A 19,745-nucleotide genomic window follows, 5' to 3' on the forward strand; every position below is an offset into this window, starting at 1 on the left:
GGCATGCCCGCCCGCCTATCGTGGCGCCCTGCATCCTCCTCCAAGGCCACGACCATGAAGCGCCCCCCCCTGCTGCTGGCGTTGATCACCAGTGCATTCGCCCCGTTGACCGTGATGGCCGCCGATGTTCCTGTTGCGGTAACGCCGGCGGGCGCGGACAACTTCTACAGAAGCGTCGATGTATCCGGCGAGCGTGTGACGTTCCGCAACCAGTACCAGATGAGCATAGTGGGTACGTTGTACCGCCCGAAAACCCGGCGCGGGAATGAGCACGCCCCGGCGATCATCGTCGGCCACCCAATGGGCGCGGTGAAAGAGCAGAGCGCGCAGCTGTACGCGCAGAAGCTGGCCGAGCAGGGCTTTGTGACGCTGGCGATCGACCTGCCGTTCTGGGGCGAAAGCCAGGGTGAGCCGCGCAATCTGGTGGCCCCGGAGATCTATGTGGAAGCCTTCAGCGCTTCGGTCGACTACCTGGGGACGCGCGAGTTCATCGACCGGGAGCGCATCGGCGTGCTCGGTATCTGCGGCAGCGGCAGCTTTTCCATCGCCGCCGCCAAGCTGGACCCACGGCTGAAGGCCATCGCCACCGTCAGCATGTACGACATGGGCGCGGTTACACGCAATGGCCTGAAGCATTCGCAGAGCGCAGACCAGCGCAAGGCACTGCTCGAAAAAGCCGCCGAGCAGCGCTACACCGAGTTCGATAGTGGCAAGGGCATATTCCTCGATTATCTGCCGGCCACGCTACCGCCCGATGCAGACCCGGTCACCCGTGAATTCTGGGATTTCTATCGCACCACGCGCGGCGCCGCCCTTCCCAGGGGCTACACGCTGGAACAGACCCAGAACCGCATGCTGACCAGCGAAGTACGCTTCATGAATTTCTATCCGTTCAACGACATCGAAACGATCTCGCCACGTCCCATGTTGTTCATCGCCGGCAGCGAAGCGCACTCCCGGGAATTCAGCGAAGACGCCTACCGACTGGCGGGTCAACCCAAGGAGTTGTATATCGTGCCGGGAGCCGGCCACGTGGATCTGTACGACCGCACCGATCTGATTCCGTTTGCGAAGCTGGGCAGCTTCTTCAGGCAGAACCTGGAAGAACGCTGAGATGAGTGCTGCGATCGCATCCAACGCAACGGCGGAAAGCACTCCTGCGCGTGCGCATTGGGGCGGTGTGCTGGCGATGACGCTATGCGTGTTCGCTCTCATCGCTTCGGAGTTCATGCCAGTCAGCCTGCTCACGCTCATGGCCGCCGATCTGCGCGTAAGCGAAGGCATGGCCGGCTACGGCATCGCCATCTCAGGTGTGTTCGCGGTGCTGACCAGCCTGTCGATCAGCCGCGTGGCGGCTCGCGTGGACCGCAGGACACTACTGCTTTCGTTGACCTCGCTGATGGCGGTCTCCGGCGCGGTGGTGGCATGGGCCAACGGCTATGCGATGTACATGGCGGGCCGCGCGCTGATCGGCATCGTCATCGGTGGCTTCTGGTCGATGTCCGCCGCCACCGCCATGCGACTGGTACCTGCGGCACAGGTGCCACGCGCACTGGCGATCTTCAACGGGGGCAACGCATTGGCAACGGTGATTGCCGCGCCGCTGGGGAGCTGGCTGGGCGGTGTGATCGGTTGGCGGGGTGCCTTCCTGTGCCTGTTGCCCATAGCGGCCGTCGCACTGGTGTGGCAATGGCTGAGCCTGCCCCGCATGCCGGCATCGCCCGTCGCCGCGACCGACAGTGTGCTGGGCTTGCTCAAGCACCGCGTCGTGCTCCTCGGCATGGGGGCCTGCGGCGCATTCTTCATGGGGCAGTTCGCACTGTTCACTTATATCCGGCCGTTCCTGGAAGCCGTGACCCATGCTGGCAGCACCGCATTGCCGTTGATGCTGCTTGCCATTGGCGCGAGCGGCGTTGTCGGGACGCTCGTCATTGGTGTCTTTCTCGCGCGTGGTCTGTACAGGACCCTGATCGCAATCCCCGTACTGATGGCAGCTGTGGCTGTAGCGCTGGTGCCACTGGGCGCATGCGCATGGCCGGTGGTGACGCTGCTTGCCATCTGGGGCTTCCTCGCCACCGCGGCGCCGGTGGGCTGGTGGAGCTGGGTCGCGCGGACCTTCACCGGCAATGCCGAGGCCGGTGGCGGATTGATGGTCGCGGTAGTGCAGTGCTCGATCGCGCTGGGCTCCACCCTGGGGGGACTGTTGTTCGACAGTCTCGGCTATGCCATCAACTTCATGGCCAGCGCCGGCGTCCTGCTGGTCGCCGCACTGTTGGCTTGGCGGACGGCAAAACGGGCTGCTCTGCTCCTGTAGGGCGCGCGCCACAACTGTGGGGCGACAGCGGTCTGCACGATCTGCCGATAGGCACGTTCCATTGCTCGGATAATCAGGATCAATCATTTCGTATCTTCACTCCTGCAGTGAAGCTGATTCCCCGTTGCACCGTCTACCCGATGTCAGGTGCGCCGCTGAAGATGCACCCACGCCGGGGCTGCACCCGGACCTGCATCGAGAGCAACCATGATCAACTGCCGTATCCGCAGCCTGGCGGCTGCCGTCCTGGCCCTGGCCAGTTCCCCCGCGCTGGCGCTGGCAGGCACGCCTGTGCTTCCCAGCGAACGCAGCATCGGTGTCATCGAGCCGGTGGCGCGTTTCGAAGGTGCGATGCCCACCAGCGTGGCGGTGTCCGAGACCGGGCGGATCTTCGTCAACTTCCCGCGCTGGGGCGATGAGGTGCCCTACAGCGTGGCCGAGTGGCGTGATGGCCGCGCCGTGCCCTATCCGGATGCGCGCATCAACCGCAAGGACGGTCCCGATCCGGCGGCCCACTTCATCAGCGTGCAGAGTGTGGTGGCCGATGGCCGGGGCCGGTTGTGGGTGCTGGACACCGCCGCGCCCGGGTTCTCTGCCCCGCAGGCCGGTGGCGCCAAGCTGGTGGCAATCGATCTGGCCACCAATACCGTGGCCAAGACCCTGGTGTTCCCGGCAAACGTCATCGACGCGCGTACCTACGTCAACGATGTGCGCTTCGATTTCCGTGTCGGCCGCGAGGGCGTGGCCTACGTGACCGACTCGTCACTGAGCGGCATTGGCGGCATCATCGTCATCGACCTCGCTACGGGGGCGGCATCCAAGCGTCTGATCGGTCATGTATCCACCTCGGCCGATCCCGCGTTCGTGCCGATCGTGGAGGGCCGGCAGATGCGGTTGCGCAAGGCCGACGGTTCGTCGGCACCGTTCACCGTTGCCGCCGATGGCATCGCGCTTTCGCCGGATGGAAGTACGCTGTTCTACACGCCACTGTCCAGCCGCCATCTGTACAGCGTGCCCACCGCACTGTTGCGCGATCCGAAGGTGAGCGAGGCGGCGCTGGCTGCTGCGGTCGTTGACCTGGGCGAGAAGGGCGCCTCCGATGGCATGGAGATGGACGCCAACGGGCGGCTGTACGCCAGCGACTACGAGCACAACGCCATTCATGCCCGCGATGCGCAGGGGCGCTGGACGACCGTGGTGCACGATCCGCGCATCCTGTGGCCGGATACCTTGTCGATGGGGCCGGATGGCTACCTGTACTTCACTGCCAACCAGCTGCATCGGCAGGCCGGATTCAATGGCGGCGTTGATCGCCGGCAGACGCCGTACATGATGTATCGCACCCGGGTGGATGCGAAGCCTGCGCCGACGCGGTGAGGTGATCGGGGCAAAAGGTGGGAGATGAAAATGCCTACGGGTCGTTGAGGGCCCCCCCGATGGCAACGCGCTGACGGCGGCGACATGCTGAAGCGCATGTCTGCCTTCTTCGACGTGGGCCGCCACGTGCAGGCCGCACTTCGTGTGCTGCTACCGCTCCGTTGCCTGGTCTGCGGTGACCCGGGCCACGATGGACTCGATCTCTGCGATGCCTGCCTGGCCGGACTGCCCTGGGCCGGCCGGGCCTGCCTGCGCTGCGCGCTGCCGTTGCCGGACACCGCATTGATCGTCTGCGGCACCTGCCGCGAGGAGGTACCGCCACAGGCCGCCACGCATGCGAGCCTGCTGTACCTGCCGCCGGTCGACCAGTTGCTGGTCCGCTACAAGTTCCATCAGGATCTGGCGGCGGGGCGCCTGCTGGCGCAGCTGATGCAGCGCGCGCCGCCGCCGTGGTGGTGTCCGCCGCTGGTGCCGGTGCCGCTGCACAGGCGACGCCTGCGCCAGCGCGGCTACAACCAGGCCGCAGAGCTGTGTCGCCTGCTGCCGATGCCGGTCTGGCAGGGGCTGTACCGGCGGCGGCATACCGCACCGCAGTCCGAGCGCACGGCCGAACAACGCCGGGAAAATCTGTTCGATGCGTTTGCTGTCCGTGGTCCGGTGCCCACGCGGCTGACCATGGTCGATGACGTGATGACCACCGGCAGCACGGTGATGGAGGTCGCCGAGACGCTGCGCCTGGTCGGCGCTGGGGAGGTGCGCGTGTGGGTCTGTGCGCGGGCGCCGTGATCGCCCTCTTCATCCACAGGGGCTAGGATGAGGCCGGTTCCGGATCGAAGGAGTGGTCATGAATTCCCCCTTGTCTCCCTTGTTGTCGGCGGTTGGGCGCAGCTGGTGGATCCTGCTGCTGTACGGGCTCGTCGCACTGGGTTTTGGCATCGTTGCCATTGGCTGGCCGCTGTCCGCAGCGATGGCACTGGCGTGGACACTGGGCGTGATGGCCATCGTTGAAGGCGTCATCAGCCTGTTCGCACTGGTCAGCGGCGGCAGTGGTGCCTCGCGTGGCTGGTTGGCGCTGTATGCCATCGCTTCGCTGGGCTTCGGCATCCTTGCGGTGATCAACCCGCTGGCCACCGCCAGCGTGCTGGTGCTGTTCCTGGCCGCGTGGCTGCTGGTGGCCGGCATCTATCGCATCGTGTTCGCGATCCGCGTGCGCAAGCAGATCCAGGGCGAGTGGCTGCTGATCCTCAGTGGCGTGCTGGCGGTGGTGCTGGGCCTGCTGTTTGCCGCAAATCCCTATGCGGGCGTGGCGGTGACCACGCTGTGGATCGGTATCGGCAGCTTGCTGTATGGGCTGCTGCAGGTACTGGTGGCCTTCAAGCTGCGGAAGCTGAAGTGAGGGGCGCGTTTCCGTTCCTGCTGGGCGCAGCGCTGGTGCTGGCCGGATGCATGCCGGGTGCCACGCCCGGTGCGCTGGCAGGCAAGGATCATGCGCCGCGCGCGGGTGTGGATGTACGCCTGAGCGCGGTCGATGCGGACGGCAAGGGCAGGCAGGCGCAGTGGCAGGGCGAAACGCTCGCCCTGCGCGAGCCGCCGATCGCTGGCAGCGCCGACATCGCCGATGTGCGCTACGTGCTGGACGAGGCCAAGCAGCCGGGCCTGCAGATCCGGTTTCGACACGAAGCGCACCAGCGCATCCACGATGGTACGGAAGCACTGGTGGGCCAGCGCGCGGCGCTCAGCGTGGACGGCCGCGTGCTGATGGTGGCGACGGTGAAAGGCCCGTTCGGTGAATCGATGATGCTGAGCGGGTTGCCGAGCATCGCCGAGGCGCAGGCGTTGGCGAAGCACATCACCGGTCAGTGACGGGCGCGCCAACACCAACGCGTTGCGCGCGGAGGTCGACCAAGGTCGACTGCTACCGGGCGAACCGTGCCTCGATCTCCTCCAGTGACTTGCCCTTGGTCTCCGGCAGCCAGAATGCGGCCACCAGGAAGAACACGAAGGTGCACGCCGCCCAGAACACGAACATGCTGGCGTAGCCGTAGTGCCCCACCGTGGGCAGGAAGAGGGCGGCGATGGTGGTCGACACGAACTGGTTGATCAGCAGCGCGATGCTCATGCCGTTGGAGCGGATGCGGTTCGGCATCAGCTCCGACAGTGCCAGCCACACGCAGACGCCGGGGCCCACCGCGAAGAACGCGACGAACACCAGGATGCAGGTGGCCACCGCCCAGCCGTGTGCCGGTGGCGGCACCGGGCCAATGCGGGCCTGCTCGATGCGCAATGGCGCCTGGCTGGCACTGGCCGGGTCGGCAAATGGATTCAGGTGGAGTTTGCGGAAGAACGCACCGATCACGCTGTCCGGCTGCACGGTGCCGGTGCGCTCGATGCGCAGTTCGCGATCAATCAGGTTGTCGCTGCGCAGGGCGCGCACATTGGTGAAATCACCATAGGCGTACGACACGGTCAGCTGCATCGGTCGGCCCTGGCTGTCGATGCCATTGCTCAGGCGTTGCCACTGCGCGTCATCCAGCACCAGCTGCAGGCCGTCGCCGCTGACCGCCGCCTGCAGCTGAGGCTGCACATCGGCGCGTCCGCGCTCGGCCTGGAAGAACAGCGTGGCCGCCGCCAGCAGGGCCACGCAGATGCCACCGCTGCCCAGCATCAGCAGGAACTTGCGGCCCTTGCGGTCGACCAGCAGCAGCGCGACCACGGTCATCACCGCGTTGAGCAGCTTGATCGCCACGTCGGCACCGTTGGCCACCGAACCGGACAGGCCGGCCTGGTTGAGGATGTTGACCGCGTAGGCCAGCACCGAGTTGATGCCGGTGGCCTGGGTGCAGGCCAGCACCACGCACGCGAGCACGAACGGCACCACGTAGCGGCGGCTGAGCAGCGGGTCGCGCTTGCCGTCGCTGCTGCTCGATTCCGGCGCCTGGATCTGGGCCAGCGTGGGCTCGACGTCTGCGGCGGGGAGGACGCGCTGAAGGCTGCGGCGGGCTTCATCGATGCGGCCGCGGCGCACCAGCCAGCGTGGTGATTCGGACAGCCAGAAGATACCGGCGCAGAACAGCAGGCCGGGCGCCAGGCAGGTCCAGAAGATGGTGCGCCAGGCGTGGTCCTTCACCGTGAACAGTTCCTGCGCCTGCTGCGCGACCGGCAGCGAGCGCACGGCCTCGGCGGCGGCATCCACGGCATGGGCGTGGTACAGGCCGATCAGGGCTGCCAGCACCAGGCCAACGGTCAGCAGCAGCTGGAACATGGCCGCGCCGCGCCCGCGCCGTTCGGGGCTGAGCACTTCGGCCAGGTACAGCGGAATCACGACGCCGATCAGACCGCCACTGATGCCCTGCAGCAGGCGTCCCAGCAGCAGCGGCGTGTAGCCGGAGGCCAGTGCCATGATCGGAATCGAGGCGGTGAACAGCAGGCCGGCCAGCAGCATCGCGCCGCGGCGGCCAATCAGGTCGGCGATCATGCCGGCGAACAGCGAGGACAACACGCTGCCCAGCAGCACCGCTGCCACCACGAAGCCGAGCTGCTGGCTGCTGAGCTGCCAGGCGTGGCTGGCGGTCGCTTCAAGATAGGGCAGGGCACCGGCGATGATGCCGATGTCGATGCCGTACAACAGGCCACCGAGGCCGCCGATGAAGAGCAGGTAACGTACGGGCCAGCGCGGGGCGGTGCTTGCGGTCATCGGCAGTTCCTGTGGTAGCGCCGGGCCACGCCCGGCGGCGGTTCGTCGCAGAGTGCTTTCTGTAGAGCCGAGCCATGCTCGGCTGCTTTCCGTTCCGATATCGAGGTCCCCCATGCCGCGCTTCGCGCGGTGAGCCGAGCATGGCTCGGCTCTACAGGGAGCCTGCGCGGCGTCCGGGCCGCATGGCGTGCGTCAGTTCAGATCGACCACCCGCCCGCCAATGACCACCCGCTGCAGGCGCAGTTCGGCGTCCAGCACCACCAGGTCGGCACGGGCGTCGGGCGCGATGCGGCCGCGATCGCTCAAGCCCAGGTAATCGGCGGGGAAGGTGGACACGCGCTGCGAGGCATCGGCCAGTTCCAATCCCACACGCACAAGGTTGCGCAGCGCCTGGTCCATGGTCAGTGCGCTACCCGCCAGCGAACCGGTTGCCAGGCGCACGCAGCCTCCACACTTGTGCACGCGCTGTTCGCCCAGCGCGTACTCACCATCGGGCATGCCGGTGGCCGCCGTGGCGTCGGTCACCGCGTACAGGCGCGGAATCGCCCGTGTGGCCAGGCGGATCACGCCGGGGTGGATGTGCTGCAGGTCGGGAATGATCTCGGCGTACTGTGCATGCGCCAGGGCAGCCGCGGCGATGCCCGGGCGATAGTGATCGACACCGGACATGCCATTGAACAGGTGAGTGAAGCCGGAGGCACCCGCCTGCAGGGCAGCAACACCCTCTTCGTACGTGCCGGCGCTGTGGCCAAGCTGCACACGGATGCCCATTGCCGAAAGCGCGGGAATCAGCGCGGTGTGCTCGCCGATTTCCGGCGCCAGTGTCATCACCCGGATCGGTGCAAGTGCATGCAGTTGCTGCACCAGCGCCAGCGTCGCCTCGATGGTGCGGTTGGGTTGCGCGCCCAGCCGCTGCGGGCTGATGAACGGCCCTTCCAGATGTACGCCGGCAATGCAGGCGGCATCGGCATCGGGCGCTGCGATGGTTGCGGCCACGCCGTGCAGCGCGTGCTCGATCTCATCCAGGCCGGCGGTCATGGTGGTCGCCAGCAGTGTGGTGGTACCGAAGCGCAAGTGGGTGCGGGCAATGGTGCGGGCCACGTCGCCGCCCTGCATCAGGTCGACGCCGGCCGCACCATGCACGTGCAGGTCGATGAAGCCGGGCAGGATCACCGGCAGCTGCAGGTCGTCAGCGCCGCTGTGGTCGTCCACCTGCAGCTGGCGGATGTGCGAATCGAAGTGGACGTGGCCACGCCGCCAACCCAGCGGCGTGAGGATGCGGCCATGCAGGGAGCGGGTGTCGGTCATGCGGCAGGCTCGGCGATGATCACTTCGATGCCCAGCCGCTGCAGGCCCTCGCGGGAGGCGTCGTCGATGCCGGCATCGGTGATGATGGTGTGGATCTGATCCAGCAGGGCGATGCGGTGCAGGCTGACGCGGCCGAACTTGGAGGCGTCGGTCAGTACCACGATGCGGCGCGCGCGCTCGACCATGCGGTGGTTGAGGCGGGCTTCGGCTTCATCGTGGGTGGTCAGGCCGAACTGCAGGTCCAGGCCGTCCACGCCCAGGAACAGGGTGTCGAAGCTGTAGGAGTTGAGGCTGGCTTCGGCCTGGCTGCCCTGCAGCGACAACGACTGCTGGCGCAGCAGTCCACCGGTCAGCAGCACGTTGATGCCGGGCGCGTTGGCCAGTTCCCAGGCGATGTTCAACCCATTGGTCATCACCGTCACGTCGCGCTGGCTACGCAGGTGGCGGGCCAGGGTCATCGTGGTCGAGCCGGAGTCGATGATGATGTTGTCACCGGGCCGCACCAGGCGCGCGGCACACGCGCCGATCGATTCCTTCAGCGGCAGGTTCAGTGCGTCCTTTTCGTGGATGTCCTGTTCCTGCGGCGGCGTGCGTACCAGCGTGGCGCCACCGTGGGTACGGTTGGCCAGGCCTTGCGATTCGAAGTGGGTCAGGTCGGCACGGATGGTCACCGCCGACACGCCGAAGCGCTCGACCAGATCGGCCACCTGCACCGAGCCGTGCTCGATCAGCAGCTGCAGGATCTGTTGCCGGCGGGAGCGGGTGTTGCGCATGGCCATTCTCGGTGTCGCGGGGAAAGGTAGAGATTAGCCGTTCGCAGCAACGGCGGCAGCCGCGTCTGCGTGATGCGTGCGGGTTCCGGCCTGGTTGGCGCTGCTCGCACGGGCGTACTCGCCCAGGCACAGGCCGACGCGATGCCGTGCCAGCGCGGTAGGCGTATTGGCCAGGGTGCCCTCGCGCACGGCGCGGTACTGCTCCGGCAGGTACTGGCTGAGCAGTACCAGCGGCGGCGCGTGCTGTTCCAGGTTGGCGAACAGGGTCTGCACCGCCTGCACCAGCGCGGGCTCGCCCCAGTAGTAGCGGCAGCGGTCGCTGAAGGAATAGCTGCGCAGCAGGCGCAGCGCTGCCTCATCGCCCTGGTAGTAGGACTGCCAGTACTTCGGCTGCGCAACCATCACTTCTTCCAACACCTGCGGCAGGCGCGAGCACAGTGCGGCCGGCAACAGTTCAGCCTCGATCGCGGCCAGCGCGAACAGCGCTTCGCGGTAGGCGAAGGTCGCCGCCGGGCCGACCTTGAGGATGGCGAAGTGGTCGCGCACCAGCGCGTGCAGCCCGCTTTCGCGCTGGTAATCGGTGGAATGCGCTTCGAACACGATGCGCGGCTGCTGTTCGAGGAAGTCGGCCAGCGTGCTGGCGGCGGCCGGGTCGTACTCGTGCACACTGCTGTGGTCGAAGTCCACGCCCGGTTGCACCACCATGGCGATCACGCGCTGCCACGCATCGCGCAGCTGCGGCGTATCGAACGCCTGCTGATGAATCGCCAGGGTCTGCGCGGCAGCAGCGGGCGTGGTCACCTGCAGGCCTTCGGCCAGCGAGGCTTCGCCACCGGGAATCGGCACTTCGGTACCGATCACGTAGACCGGCGGCGGCAGGCCATGATCGGCGGCGGTGCGTTCGGCGATCTCGGCCAGCTCGGCCGAGCGCGCGGCGACGATGGCGTCGGGCAGCGGCACCGGGTCATCGGCGCAGGACATGCTGCAATCGAGGTGGATCTTGTGGAAACCGGCGGCGACGTAGGCTTCGATCTGCACGCGCGCGTGGGTCATCGCTTCGGCAGCCGGGCGCTTCTGCCAGGCATTCGGGCCGAGGTGGTCGCCACCCAGGATCAGCCGCTCGCGCGGGAAACCTTCTTCATCGGCCAGCGTGCTGACGTAATCGCGGTACTGCGGCGGAGTCATCCCGGTGTAGCCGCCGAACTGGTCGACCTGGTTGGAGGTGGCCTCGATCAGCAGCACGGTGCCGTGCGCCAGCGCCACGTGCATGGCCGCACGCAGCACCTGCTCGTTGCTGCAGCAGACGCTGTACAGGCCGACGTTGGCACCGGCGCGGTGGGAGGCAAGCAGGGTCTGCAACGGGGACATGGTCAGGCTCCGGTCAATCAGGAAAACGAGGGTTGGCAGGCGAGCAGGGCGGCACCACGTGCGCCACCGGCATCACCGAAGCGCGGCGGCACGATCGGCGGAACCTGCACGCCGTTGAACAGATGTGCGGCGATGGCCGCCGGCAGCTGCTGGTACAGCGGCGCGTACTGCGAGAGGCCACCGCCGAGCACGATCACGTGCGGGTCCAGCGCCAGCACCAGCGCGGCCAGGCTGTGGCCAAGCAGATCGCGGTGGATGTCCAGCGCCTGGCGCGCACGTGCATCGCCGGCTTCGGCCAGGGCGATCACGGCGCTGGCGTCCGCGGCACTGCCACCGAGGTGGCGCTCGATCATTGCCAGCCCGCTGCCGGACACGTAGCGCTCCACGCAGCCCTGCAGGCCGCAGGCGCAGTCGATGAGTGGCAGGCCATGGCGCTGCAGCAGGTGGCCGGGCACGCTCCAGTGGCCCCATTCGCCGGCCAGGCCGTTGAAGCCGGACAGCAGCCGGCCGTGCAGGCAGAAGCCGCCGCCGGCACCGGTGCCGAGAATGGCGCCGAACATGCTGGGGTAGCCGTCAGCCGCGCCGCCGTGCGCTTCAGACAGGGCAAAGCACTGCAGGTCGTTGCCGAAGTGCAGCGGGCGTAGCAGGCGTGCCTGCAGATCCGCCGCCACGCTGTGGCCGGTCAGTGCCGGCACGTTCGCGCTGAGCTGGCGGCCGCTGCGGCGGTCGCGCACGCCGGGCAGGGCGATGCCGATGGCGGCATCACCGCGGCCCAGCGCCGCATCGGCCTCGGCCACCAGCGCCACCACCGCCTCCAGGAAGCCGTCGTAGTCACCCTGTGGGGTGGCCACGCGGCGGCGCCAGGTGACCTGCATCGCCGCATCGCACGCCACCAGCTCGATCTTGGTGCCGCCGATGTCGATGCCGTAGCAGGCGTGGGCGATCAGCTCAGCCATGGTGGATGGTGACGCCCTTGACGACGCGGTTGACGGTGCCGTCCGGGAACGGGTTGTCCGGGGTCAGGCCCAGCGCGGCCGAGCGCTGCAGCGCGAACAACTGCGCGAAGCCCAGCCACACCGGTGCCAGCCACGGATCGTCCAGTGCCGGCACGGTGAGGGTGTATTCGTCATCGGCGCCGATGTCCGAATGCGGGCCGATCGCCAGTACCTGGCCGGCCACGCCATCGCGGCGCAGTTCTTCCAGCAGGTCCTGTTCGTAGCGGCGCGCCAGCGGCTGCACGCTGCGCAGCACCACCACCAGGGTGTTGCCGTCCAGCGTCGACTTCGGGCCATGGCGGAAGCCCAGCGGTGTGTTGGCCAGCGCCAGCACGCGGCCGGCGGTCAGCTCCAGCACCTTCAGCGCGCACTCGCGCGCCAGCGCTTCCAGCGGGCCGCTGCCGAGGTAGATGATGCGGTTGAACGGGCGCTGCGCCAGCACCGCCACCGGTGCATCCCACTGCGCCTGGCCTTCGCGGGCCAGCGCGGCGATCTGCTTCAGGCGCGCCACGCGCGCATCCCACGGCGAACGATCGAACACGGTCAGTGCGGCCAGCAGCATGCAGGTCAGGCTGCTGGTCATGGCGAAGGCGCGGTCGCAGCTGGCCGACGGCATCAGCAGCGTGCAGGTATCGGCACGGCCGGCGCCACGACGGGCCAGTTCGCCATCGGCGTTGCAGGTGATGTCGAGGAAGCGCGCGTCATCCACGTCGCTGCGCACGCGGTCCACCGCCGCCACGCTCTCCGGGCTGGAGCCGCTGCGGCCGAACGAGACCAGCAGGGTCGGGCGGTCGCGCTGCAGGTACAGCGCCGGATGGGTCAGCAGGCTGGTGGTGTGCACCACGCGCACCTCGGCCGGCCACTGCGCGTTGATCGCATCGGCCACCATCTCGGCGATGAAGCCGGAGCTGCCGGCGCCGGTGAACAGCACGCGCTGGTTGGGATCGTTGAGGCTGCCGCCGAGGAAGGCCTGCAGGCGGTCGCGGGCACGCGACAGATCCTGGGCGAGGGCTTCCCACAGCGCTGGCTGCTGGGCGATTTCGGTAGCGGTATCGGCTCCGCCAAGGCGCTGCCAGGCGGACACATCGGAAAGCAGGGTGACGTCCATTCGGAGGTTCCAGTTGGGCCAGCGCACCATCTGCGTTTTCTTTCGAAATGTCAAACATCGAAAGTAAAAAGAAAGAAAATGACGCGATGACTTTTCCCGCTGCCGGGCGCTCGGGAAAACGAAAGAACGGGGCGAATGCCGTATCGCACAATGCTTAACAGGTAGCTGCAATCGATTACACAAAGTATTGCGACGCAACAACTTTCGTTTCAACGGAATATATCTTCCTTTTTCCTTTCAATTTGTTGACATCTTTCGAATCGCTGCCCTAGAGTCGGCCCAACCGCTTTCGAAACGCCCGGTGAACGGGTTGGGAGTCCGTGTGGAAATCTGCGTTCGTCGCTCGCCGCTGATGCTGGCTCTGTTGCCGGCATTGATGTTGGCGTCCATGCCGGCCCAGGCCGAGTCGGTCGGCAACCTGCGTTCGGTTGCCGCCAGCGCCAGCCGCGACGGCGTGCAGGGCTGGGACCTGCAGACCGACAAGGGCGCGCGCATCCGCATCGAACTGCCGGCCACCGACATCATCCGCGTGCAGGCTGGCCGCAACGGCACGCTGACCGGTGCCGGCGACAAGGCTGCACCGATCGTGCTGCCGCAGCCCAAGGCGAACGTGCAGGCGCAGCTGGAAGAAGACGCGCAGGAAATCCGCGTGCGCACTGATGCACTGGTGCTGCATGTACAGCGGCAGCCGCTGCGCATGCGCCTGGAACGGCTGGACAACGGCCAGCCCACCGCGCTGTGGCAGGAACTGCAGCCGCTGGACCTGGATGCTGCGCAGAGCGTGCAGGTGCTGTCCTCGCAGGCCGATGAAGGCTATTTCGGTGGCGGCCAGCAGAACGGCCGCTACCAGTTCAAGGGCCGCGAGCTGGAGGTGTCCTATTCCGGCGGTTGGGAAGAGGGCGACCGCCCCAGCCCAGCACCGATGCTGCTGAGCAGCCGTGGCTGGGGCATGCTGCGCAATACCTGGAGCGATGGCAGCTACGATCTGCGCCAGAGCGACCAGGCCACGCTGCTGCATCGCGAAGACCGCTTCGATGCCTATTACTTCGTCGGCGCCGACCTGCCGAAACTGATCGAGCGCTACACCCAGCTGACCGGCCGCCCGAACATGGTCGCGCGCTGGGCGCTGTCCTACGGCGACGCCGATTGCTACAACGATGGCGACAACAGCAAGAAGCCCGGCACCGTGCCCGAAGGCTGGAGCGACGGCCCGACCGGCACCACCCCCGATGTGATCGACAGCGTGGCCAAGCAGTACCGCGCCCACGACATGCCCGGTGGCTGGATCCTGCCCAACGACGGCTACGGCTGCGGTTACAAGCAGTTGCCGGAAACCGTGAAGGGGCTGGCCGGCTACGGCTTCCGCACCGGACTGTGGACCGAGAACGGCGTCGACAAGATCGCCTGGGAAGTGGGCAAGGCCGGCAGCCGCGTGCAGAAGCTGGACGTGGCCTGGACCGGCAAGGGCTACCAGTTCGCGATGGACGCCAACCGCCAGGCGTTCAACGGCATCCTCGACAATTCCGATTCGCGCCCGTTCCTGTGGACGGTGATGGGCTGGGCCGGCATCCAGCGCTACGCCGTCGCGTGGACCGGCGACCAGAGCAGCAGCTGGGATTACATCCGCTGGCACGTGCCGACCCTGGTCGGGTCGGGCCTGTCCGGCATGGCCTACGCCAGCGGCGACGTGGATGCGATCTTCGGCGGCAGCGCCGAGACCTTCACCCGCGACCTGCAGTGGAAGGCGTTCACGCCGGTACTGATGGGCATGAGCGGCTGGTCGTCGAACGCACGCAAGCATCCGTGGTGGTACGACGAGCCCTACCGCAGCATCAACCGCGATTACCTGAAGTTGAAGATGCGCCTGACCCCGTACATGTACGGCCTGGTGCACGAGGCCGCGCAGACCGGCGCGCCGCCGGTGCGTGGCCTGATGTGGGACAACCCGCGCGATCCGCATGCGCAGGATGAAACCTACAAGTACCAGTTCCTGCTCGGCCGCGATCTGCTGGTGGCGCCGGTGTACCGCAGCCAGGCCGCCAGCCGTGGCTGGCGCCGCGACATTCACCTGCCGGCCGGCGGCTGGATCGACTACTGGGATGGCCGCCGCGTGCAGGCTGGCGCCGACGGCCGCCAGCTCGACCGCCAGGTGGATCTGGCCACGCTGCCGGTATTCGTGCGTGCCGGTGCGATCCTGCCGATGTACCCGTCGATGCTGTTCGACGGCGAGAAGCCGCTGGATGAAGTGACGTTCGACCTCTATCCGCAGGGCGAGTCGCAGTACACGCTGTACGAAGACGATGGCAACACGCGCCGCTACCAGCAGGGCGAGTCGAGCACGCAGGTGATCCGCGTGCAGGCGCCGGCGCAGGGCAGTGGCCCGGTGCAGGTACAGATCGATCCGGTGCAGGGCCAGTACAACGGCCAGCTGCCGCAGCGCCGCTACGGCCTGCGCGTGCTCAGCCGACAGGCGCCGCGTGCGGTGCAGGCCGCTGGCCGCGCGCTGCCGGCGCTGGCTGATGCCGCTGCGTTCAACGCTGCTGCTGAAGGCTGGTACTTCGATGCCGCCGAACGACGCGGCACGCTGCATGTGCGCACCGCCAGCCAGGACATCCGCCAGCCGCTGCAACTACAGCTGGACTTCGCGGTGGCTGCGGCGGTCGCCGACGATACCTATCCGGCAGCACCCGTACTCGGCCGCGAACTGCCGGCCGACAGCCTGCTGGTGGTCAACCGCCCGGCCGAAGAGCCTGGCCATGCGCTGGAAAATGCCTTCGACGACGATCCGGCTACCTGGTTCCGCAGTGTGCGCAACCAGGCCGTGCGCACCGGTGCCCACGAATGGGTGGTGGGCTTCGGCGAGCGGAAGATGATCGATGGCATCGACATCGCGCCACGCAACGACAAGAACTGGAAGCACGGCCAGGTACGCGACTACGAGGTCTACCTGGGCGACAGCAATGGCGAGTGGGGCGAGCCGATCGCCCGTGGCCGCCTGCAGCTGAAGGAAGGCGTGCAGCGCATCGACTTCCCGGCCCACGCCGGCCGCCTGCTGCGCTTCCGCGTGCTGAGCGTGCAGAACCCCGAAGGCGACGGTGCCAGCAGCACCGACCCGATGGTCACCGCCGCACAGGGCAGTGCCCGCGCCTTTGATGCGCTCCAGCCGCGCGACGTCGGCCCGATCGCACTGTCCACCTTCCACATTCTCGAACACCAGGAACCGGAGCGACCGGCCCGGCAGCGCTATCTCTCCGAGCTGCCGGTGCCGGCCGCGCTGGCCAGCCAGGTGCGCGCCGACCAGTCGTTCCGTGGCGATGCCGGCATGCGCATGAACGGCCTGCAGTTCCGCCGTGGCCTGGGCGTCGGCGCCAACAGCCGCATCGACCTGCGCCTGCAGGGCGGCTGGCACCTGCTGCGTGCCGACCTCGGCATCGACGACGCCTGCCGCAACGCCGGTGGCCTGCAGTTCCAGGTCTGGGGTGACAACCGCCTGCTGTACGACAGCGGCCTGGTGAAGGCACCCGGCGTGGTCAAGCCGGAGCTGGACATCCGTGGCCTTTCCAGCCTGAGCCTGCGCACGCTGGGTGCGCAGGGCAGCCAACCCGCCCAGGTCTGTGCCAACTGGGCCAACGCCGTGCTGATCGGCCAGGAGGGCGACTCCGCCAGCATCGTCGCCCCATGACCCCCTCGTAACACCGCTCCTCCCCCCGCCCATTCCGACTACGGCCCTCATGGCCGTGGCCCGGGAGCGTTTTGCCCGCCGAACGCCCACGCGCTCACCATTCGCGCCGCACCCCTGCCAGGAGAGAACCCCGATGTTGCCCGCCCGCCACCACCGCCCCCCCTGTCGTTCGATCGCTCCGCTGTCGCTGGCCATTGCCGGCGTGCTGCTGTCGGTCGCCGTTCCTGCCTTCGCCCAGGAGAGCAAGGACAAGGCCACCGACCTGGCCCGCATCGAGGTCACTGGCTCCAACATCCGCCGCACCGACGTTGAAACCGCGTCGCCGGTGCAGGTGATCAGCAAGCAGGACATCCAGAACATGGGTGCGCGCACGCTGTTGCAGGTGCTCGACAACCTGCCTGCCGCACGTCCGGCGCAGCAGGATGCGCGTTCGTTGTTCACCGGTTCCGACGGTGCCTCGCAGGCCAACCTGCGCGGCCTCGGTGCCCAGGGAACGCTGGTGCTGCTGAATGGTCGTCGCCTGTCGTACTACGGTGCACCGGCCGGCTTCCAGACCCAGTTCGTCAACATCGACGCGATCCCGGCTGCGGCCATCGAACGCATGGAAGTGCTGACCGACGGCGCTTCGGCGGTGTACGGCACCGACGCGGTGGCCGGCGTGATCAACGTGATCACCAAGCGCAACTTCCAGGGCGCCGAGGTCAGCTTCACCAACGACACCTCCTCGCGCATCGACTCCTACGGCGAGCGCCAGGCCAGCATCACCGCCGGCTTCGGTGACCTGACCGAGAACCGCTTCAACATCTACGGTGCGGTCAACATGTACCGCCGCGACGCGATTCCGCTGAGCGATTTCTACGATAAGCGGCCCGACCAGTACTACGTCAACAATCCGAACTACCTCAACAACCTGCGCCTGGGCGTGGGCAGCAAGCCGGGTGAATTCAATCCGGGCACTTACTTCGCCTTCGATCCGGTCACCGGCCGCCGCGTGCAGGAAGCCGCGCCGGGCTGCAAGAACGTGCTGACCAGTGAAGCGGCCGGTCCGCGTTGCGTCTGGGAAACCTGGATGAACAACGAGATCGATGCCGGCGCCAAGTCCGAGCGCAATACCGCCTACCTCAACGGCACTTTCCTGGTGGGTGACAGCACCGAGATCTTCGCCGAGGCGACCTACACCGACATCGACCTGCGCGCCAACGGCGGTACGCCGCGCACCTACGGCACCACCACCGGCAACCCGACCAGCTGGTTCTCGCGCAATACCGGCAACACCGTCAACCAGTTCCTGTACCCGTTCCTGGGCCCGAACAACGAGTACAACCACGCCAGCCCGCAGATGAAGGCCATGATGGGCGGCGTGGTCGGCCTGAACTACCTGCTGCAGGATGCCGGCCCGAACTACTTCGGCCAGCGCAATACCGACAAGAGCTACCGCGTGCTGGCCGGTGCGCGTGGCAACCGGGGTGACTGGAACTGGGAGACCGCGTTTGCCAGCGCCGGTACCCACTCCACCACGTACCAGACGATCAACGTCAACATCAAGGGCTTCGAGAAGGCGTTCGGCCCGTACTCGGTCGATCCGACCACCGGCCGCGTGATCATCTCCGACCACCCGGCATACAAGTTCGGTGAGATCAGCGAAGCCAACGCCGCATTGATCCGTGAAGCGTTCCCGACCTTCGACATCCAGTCGTGGACCCGTCTGCACACCTTGGACGGCAAGATCGAAGGCCCGCTGTTCCAGCTGCCGGCCGGTGAAATGCGCGCCGCGTTCGGCTTCAACGCCAGCCGCGAAACCTTCTACACCCCGGGCAACGCGGATGCAGCCAACGGCCTGATCTCCCAGCAGGGTGGTTCCTGGTTCGACGGCAAGCGCAACACCTACGCGCTGTTTGCCGAGACCGTGGCACCGATCACCGACAAGCTGGAACTGGATGCGGCGGTGCGCGTGGACAAGTACCCGAACTTCAGCGCCAACGTCGCGCCGAAGATCGGCTTCAAGTACCAGGCGTTCGACCAGCTGATGCTGCGCGGTACCTACTCGACCGGTTTCCGTGCACCGAGCCTGGCCGAATCCGGCAACGGCGGCGTGTTCGCGCAGCTGGGTGGCTACCGCGACGAGCTGCGCTGCAACGAGACCAACGCCATCGCCAACCTGCTGCTGCGCTCGCAGCGTCCGGGCGATGTCGACCTGGGCAAGAACCTGCTGAACGTCGATTGCAGCCGCACCGTGGCCCGCATGACCCAGCCGAACAAGAACCTGAAGCCGGAGAAGGCCAAGATCGCCACCCTCGGCTTCGTCTACGAGCCGGCGACCTGGCTGTCGGTGTCGGCCGACTACTGGTTCATCTATCGCGACAATGAAATCGTCGCGCCGGACTACCGCCGCATGGAAGACATCATCTCCTCGTCGCGCTCGCCGATCACCGACAGTGACCGCGCCAACCTGGCGCAGCTGGCGGCGATGTGTGCCGACCCGGCCAGTGGCGTGAGCTGCCCGTCGGTGCTGCCGGGCTACTCCGCCGGCAACGTGGCCAGCGTGGTGGGCCAGTACAAGAACCGTGGCAAGACGCTGATCGACGGCTTCGACATCGATGCACGCAGCCGCTTCTCGCTGGGTGACTGGGGCAACCTGAACATCGGCCTGGCTGCCACCATCGCCAACCGCAACCGCTTCTACATGGATGAAGCCAACGGCTGGTACTACGGCGACGTGGTGGGCTACTACAACAACCCGCGCCTGCGTGCCACGCTCAATGCCGACTGGACCTACAAGCAGGTCACCACCAGCATGTTCGTCAACTACGTGGGCGGCACCAAGTGGGCCACCGACCAGGTTGATGAGGTGAGCAACAACAAGGAGACCTGCACCGGCGGCTACCTGGCCCTGCAGAAGAGCAAATGCGACGGTGCGCCGTCGTGGTGGACCGCCAACATGAGCGTCACCTGGCGCCCGGATGATGCCTGGAACCTGAGCTTCACCGTCAAGAACCTGTTCAACCGCCTGCCGTTCTACGATCCGAACAGCTTCCTGGGTGACTCCAGTGACTACGCGACCATCTTCGGCCGTGGTTACAGTGTGACCATCGGCTACCGTTTCAAGTAATTCCGTTTGCGTGACCC

The 19,745-nt window shown here is 67.0% G+C and carries 14 protein-coding genes; 8 read left to right on the top strand and 6 right to left on the bottom strand.

Translation table 11 applies throughout. The features are described from left to right. Nucleotides 1–3: 3 nt before the first annotated feature. From AC5P8D_RS11750 to AC5P8D_RS11775, 6 genes are all read left to right on the top strand, one after another. Nucleotides 4–1,113 carry an alpha/beta hydrolase gene (locus tag AC5P8D_RS11750; protein ID WP_495203335.1) on the top strand — a complete coding sequence of 370 codons (1,110 nt, stop codon included), beginning with the start codon at nt 4–6 and terminating at the stop codon, nt 1,111–1,113. Nucleotide 1,114: 1 nt separating this feature from the next. Beyond that, complete coding sequence (locus AC5P8D_RS11755) at nt 1,115–2,314, top strand: MFS transporter (RefSeq protein WP_495203336.1); 1,200 nt, start codon at nt 1,115–1,117, stop codon at nt 2,312–2,314. Between the two features lie 207 nt (nt 2,315–2,521). Continuing rightward, complete coding sequence (locus AC5P8D_RS11760; RefSeq protein WP_495203337.1) at nt 2,522–3,691, top strand: L-dopachrome tautomerase-related protein; 1,170 nt, start codon at nt 2,522–2,524, stop codon at nt 3,689–3,691. Nucleotides 3,692–3,787: 96 nt separating this feature from the next. Beyond that, entirely contained in the window at nt 3,788–4,477 is a 690-nt protein-coding gene (locus AC5P8D_RS11765) for a ComF family protein (RefSeq protein WP_495203338.1), read from the top strand. A gap of 58 nt (nt 4,478–4,535) precedes the next feature. Beyond that, entirely contained in the window at nt 4,536–5,087 is a 552-nt protein-coding gene (locus AC5P8D_RS11770; RefSeq protein ID WP_006399985.1) for an HdeD family acid-resistance protein, read from the top strand. Beyond that, nucleotides 5,084–5,554 carry a SecDF P1 head subdomain-containing protein gene (locus tag AC5P8D_RS11775; RefSeq protein ID WP_495203339.1) on the top strand — a complete coding sequence of 157 codons (471 nt, stop codon included), beginning with the start codon at nt 5,084–5,086 and terminating at the stop codon, nt 5,552–5,554. Before AC5P8D_RS11770 ends, AC5P8D_RS11775 begins: the two co-directional genes overlap by 4 nt. Before the next feature lie 52 nt (nt 5,555–5,606). On the opposite strand, the gene AC5P8D_RS11780 is transcribed toward AC5P8D_RS11775, so the two are convergent. The 6 genes from AC5P8D_RS11780 to AC5P8D_RS11805 form a co-directional block, all read right to left on the bottom strand. After that, entirely contained in the window at nt 5,607–7,385 is a 1,779-nt protein-coding gene (locus tag AC5P8D_RS11780; protein ID WP_049454064.1) for an MFS transporter, read from the bottom strand. Nucleotides 7,386–7,577: 192 nt separating this feature from the next. Further along, nucleotides 7,578–8,693: an N-acetylglucosamine-6-phosphate deacetylase gene (gene nagA / locus AC5P8D_RS11785; RefSeq protein WP_495203340.1), complete on the bottom strand. Its 1,116-nt coding sequence runs from the start codon at nt 8,691–8,693 to the stop codon at nt 7,578–7,580. Then, nucleotides 8,690–9,466 carry a DeoR family transcriptional regulator gene (locus AC5P8D_RS11790; protein WP_106550030.1) on the bottom strand — a complete coding sequence of 259 codons (777 nt, stop codon included), beginning with the start codon at nt 9,464–9,466 and terminating at the stop codon, nt 8,690–8,692. Before AC5P8D_RS11790 ends, nagA begins: the two co-directional genes overlap by 4 nt. Before the next feature lie 33 nt (nt 9,467–9,499). After that, entirely contained in the window at nt 9,500–10,834 is a 1,335-nt protein-coding gene (locus tag AC5P8D_RS11795; protein ID WP_495203341.1) for a D-tagatose-bisphosphate aldolase, class II, non-catalytic subunit, read from the bottom strand. 17 nt (nt 10,835–10,851) lie between these two features. Continuing rightward, nucleotides 10,852–11,790 (bottom strand): ROK family protein, encoded by a 939-nt coding sequence (locus tag AC5P8D_RS11800; protein WP_049454059.1) that lies wholly within the window; start codon nt 11,788–11,790, stop codon nt 10,852–10,854. After that, nucleotides 11,783–12,937: an SIS domain-containing protein gene (locus tag AC5P8D_RS11805; protein ID WP_043399700.1), complete on the bottom strand. Its 1,155-nt coding sequence runs from the start codon at nt 12,935–12,937 to the stop codon at nt 11,783–11,785. Before AC5P8D_RS11805 ends, AC5P8D_RS11800 begins: the two co-directional genes overlap by 8 nt. 322 nt (nt 12,938–13,259) lie before the next feature. On the opposite strand from AC5P8D_RS11805, the gene AC5P8D_RS11810 reads away from it, so the two are divergent. Then, complete coding sequence (locus tag AC5P8D_RS11810; protein ID WP_495203342.1) at nt 13,260–16,619, top strand: TIM-barrel domain-containing protein; 3,360 nt, start codon at nt 13,260–13,262, stop codon at nt 16,617–16,619. A 133-nt stretch (nt 16,620–16,752) separates the two neighbouring features. Next, the gene (locus tag AC5P8D_RS11815; protein ID WP_495203343.1) at nt 16,753–19,728 is read left to right on the top strand and encodes a TonB-dependent receptor domain-containing protein; all 2,976 of its coding nucleotides are present in this window, start codon (nt 16,753–16,755) and stop codon (nt 19,726–19,728) included. Nucleotides 19,729–19,745 lie beyond the last annotated feature (17 nt).

Source organism: Stenotrophomonas sp. YJH_SMC_101-4 (genome assembly GCF_059370395.1).

Coding starts and splice junctions, on each gene's coding strand:
- AC5P8D_RS11815 (WP_495203343.1), top strand. CDS start 16,753: ATGTTGCCCGCCCGCCACCACCGCCCCCCCTGTCGTTCGATCGCTCCG.
- AC5P8D_RS11790 (WP_106550030.1), bottom strand. CDS start 9,466: ATGCGCAACACCCGCTCCCGCCGGCAACAGATCCTGCAGCTGCTGATC.
- nagA (WP_495203340.1), bottom strand. CDS start 8,693: ATGACCGACACCCGCTCCCTGCATGGCCGCATCCTCACGCCGCTGGGT.
- AC5P8D_RS11800 (WP_049454059.1), bottom strand. CDS start 11,790: ATGGCTGAGCTGATCGCCCACGCCTGCTACGGCATCGACATCGGCGGC.
- AC5P8D_RS11755 (WP_495203336.1), top strand. CDS start 1,115: ATGAGTGCTGCGATCGCATCCAACGCAACGGCGGAAAGCACTCCTGCG.
- AC5P8D_RS11795 (WP_495203341.1), bottom strand. CDS start 10,834: ATGTCCCCGTTGCAGACCCTGCTTGCCTCCCACCGCGCCGGTGCCAAC.
- AC5P8D_RS11770 (WP_006399985.1), top strand. CDS start 4,536: ATGAATTCCCCCTTGTCTCCCTTGTTGTCGGCGGTTGGGCGCAGCTGG.
- AC5P8D_RS11760 (WP_495203337.1), top strand. CDS start 2,522: ATGATCAACTGCCGTATCCGCAGCCTGGCGGCTGCCGTCCTGGCCCTG.
- AC5P8D_RS11805 (WP_043399700.1), bottom strand. CDS start 12,937: ATGGACGTCACCCTGCTTTCCGATGTGTCCGCCTGGCAGCGCCTTGGC.
- AC5P8D_RS11750 (WP_495203335.1), top strand. CDS start 4: ATGCCCGCCCGCCTATCGTGGCGCCCTGCATCCTCCTCCAAGGCCACG.
- AC5P8D_RS11780 (WP_049454064.1), bottom strand. CDS start 7,385: ATGACCGCAAGCACCGCCCCGCGCTGGCCCGTACGTTACCTGCTCTTC.
- AC5P8D_RS11765 (WP_495203338.1), top strand. CDS start 3,788: ATGTCTGCCTTCTTCGACGTGGGCCGCCACGTGCAGGCCGCACTTCGT.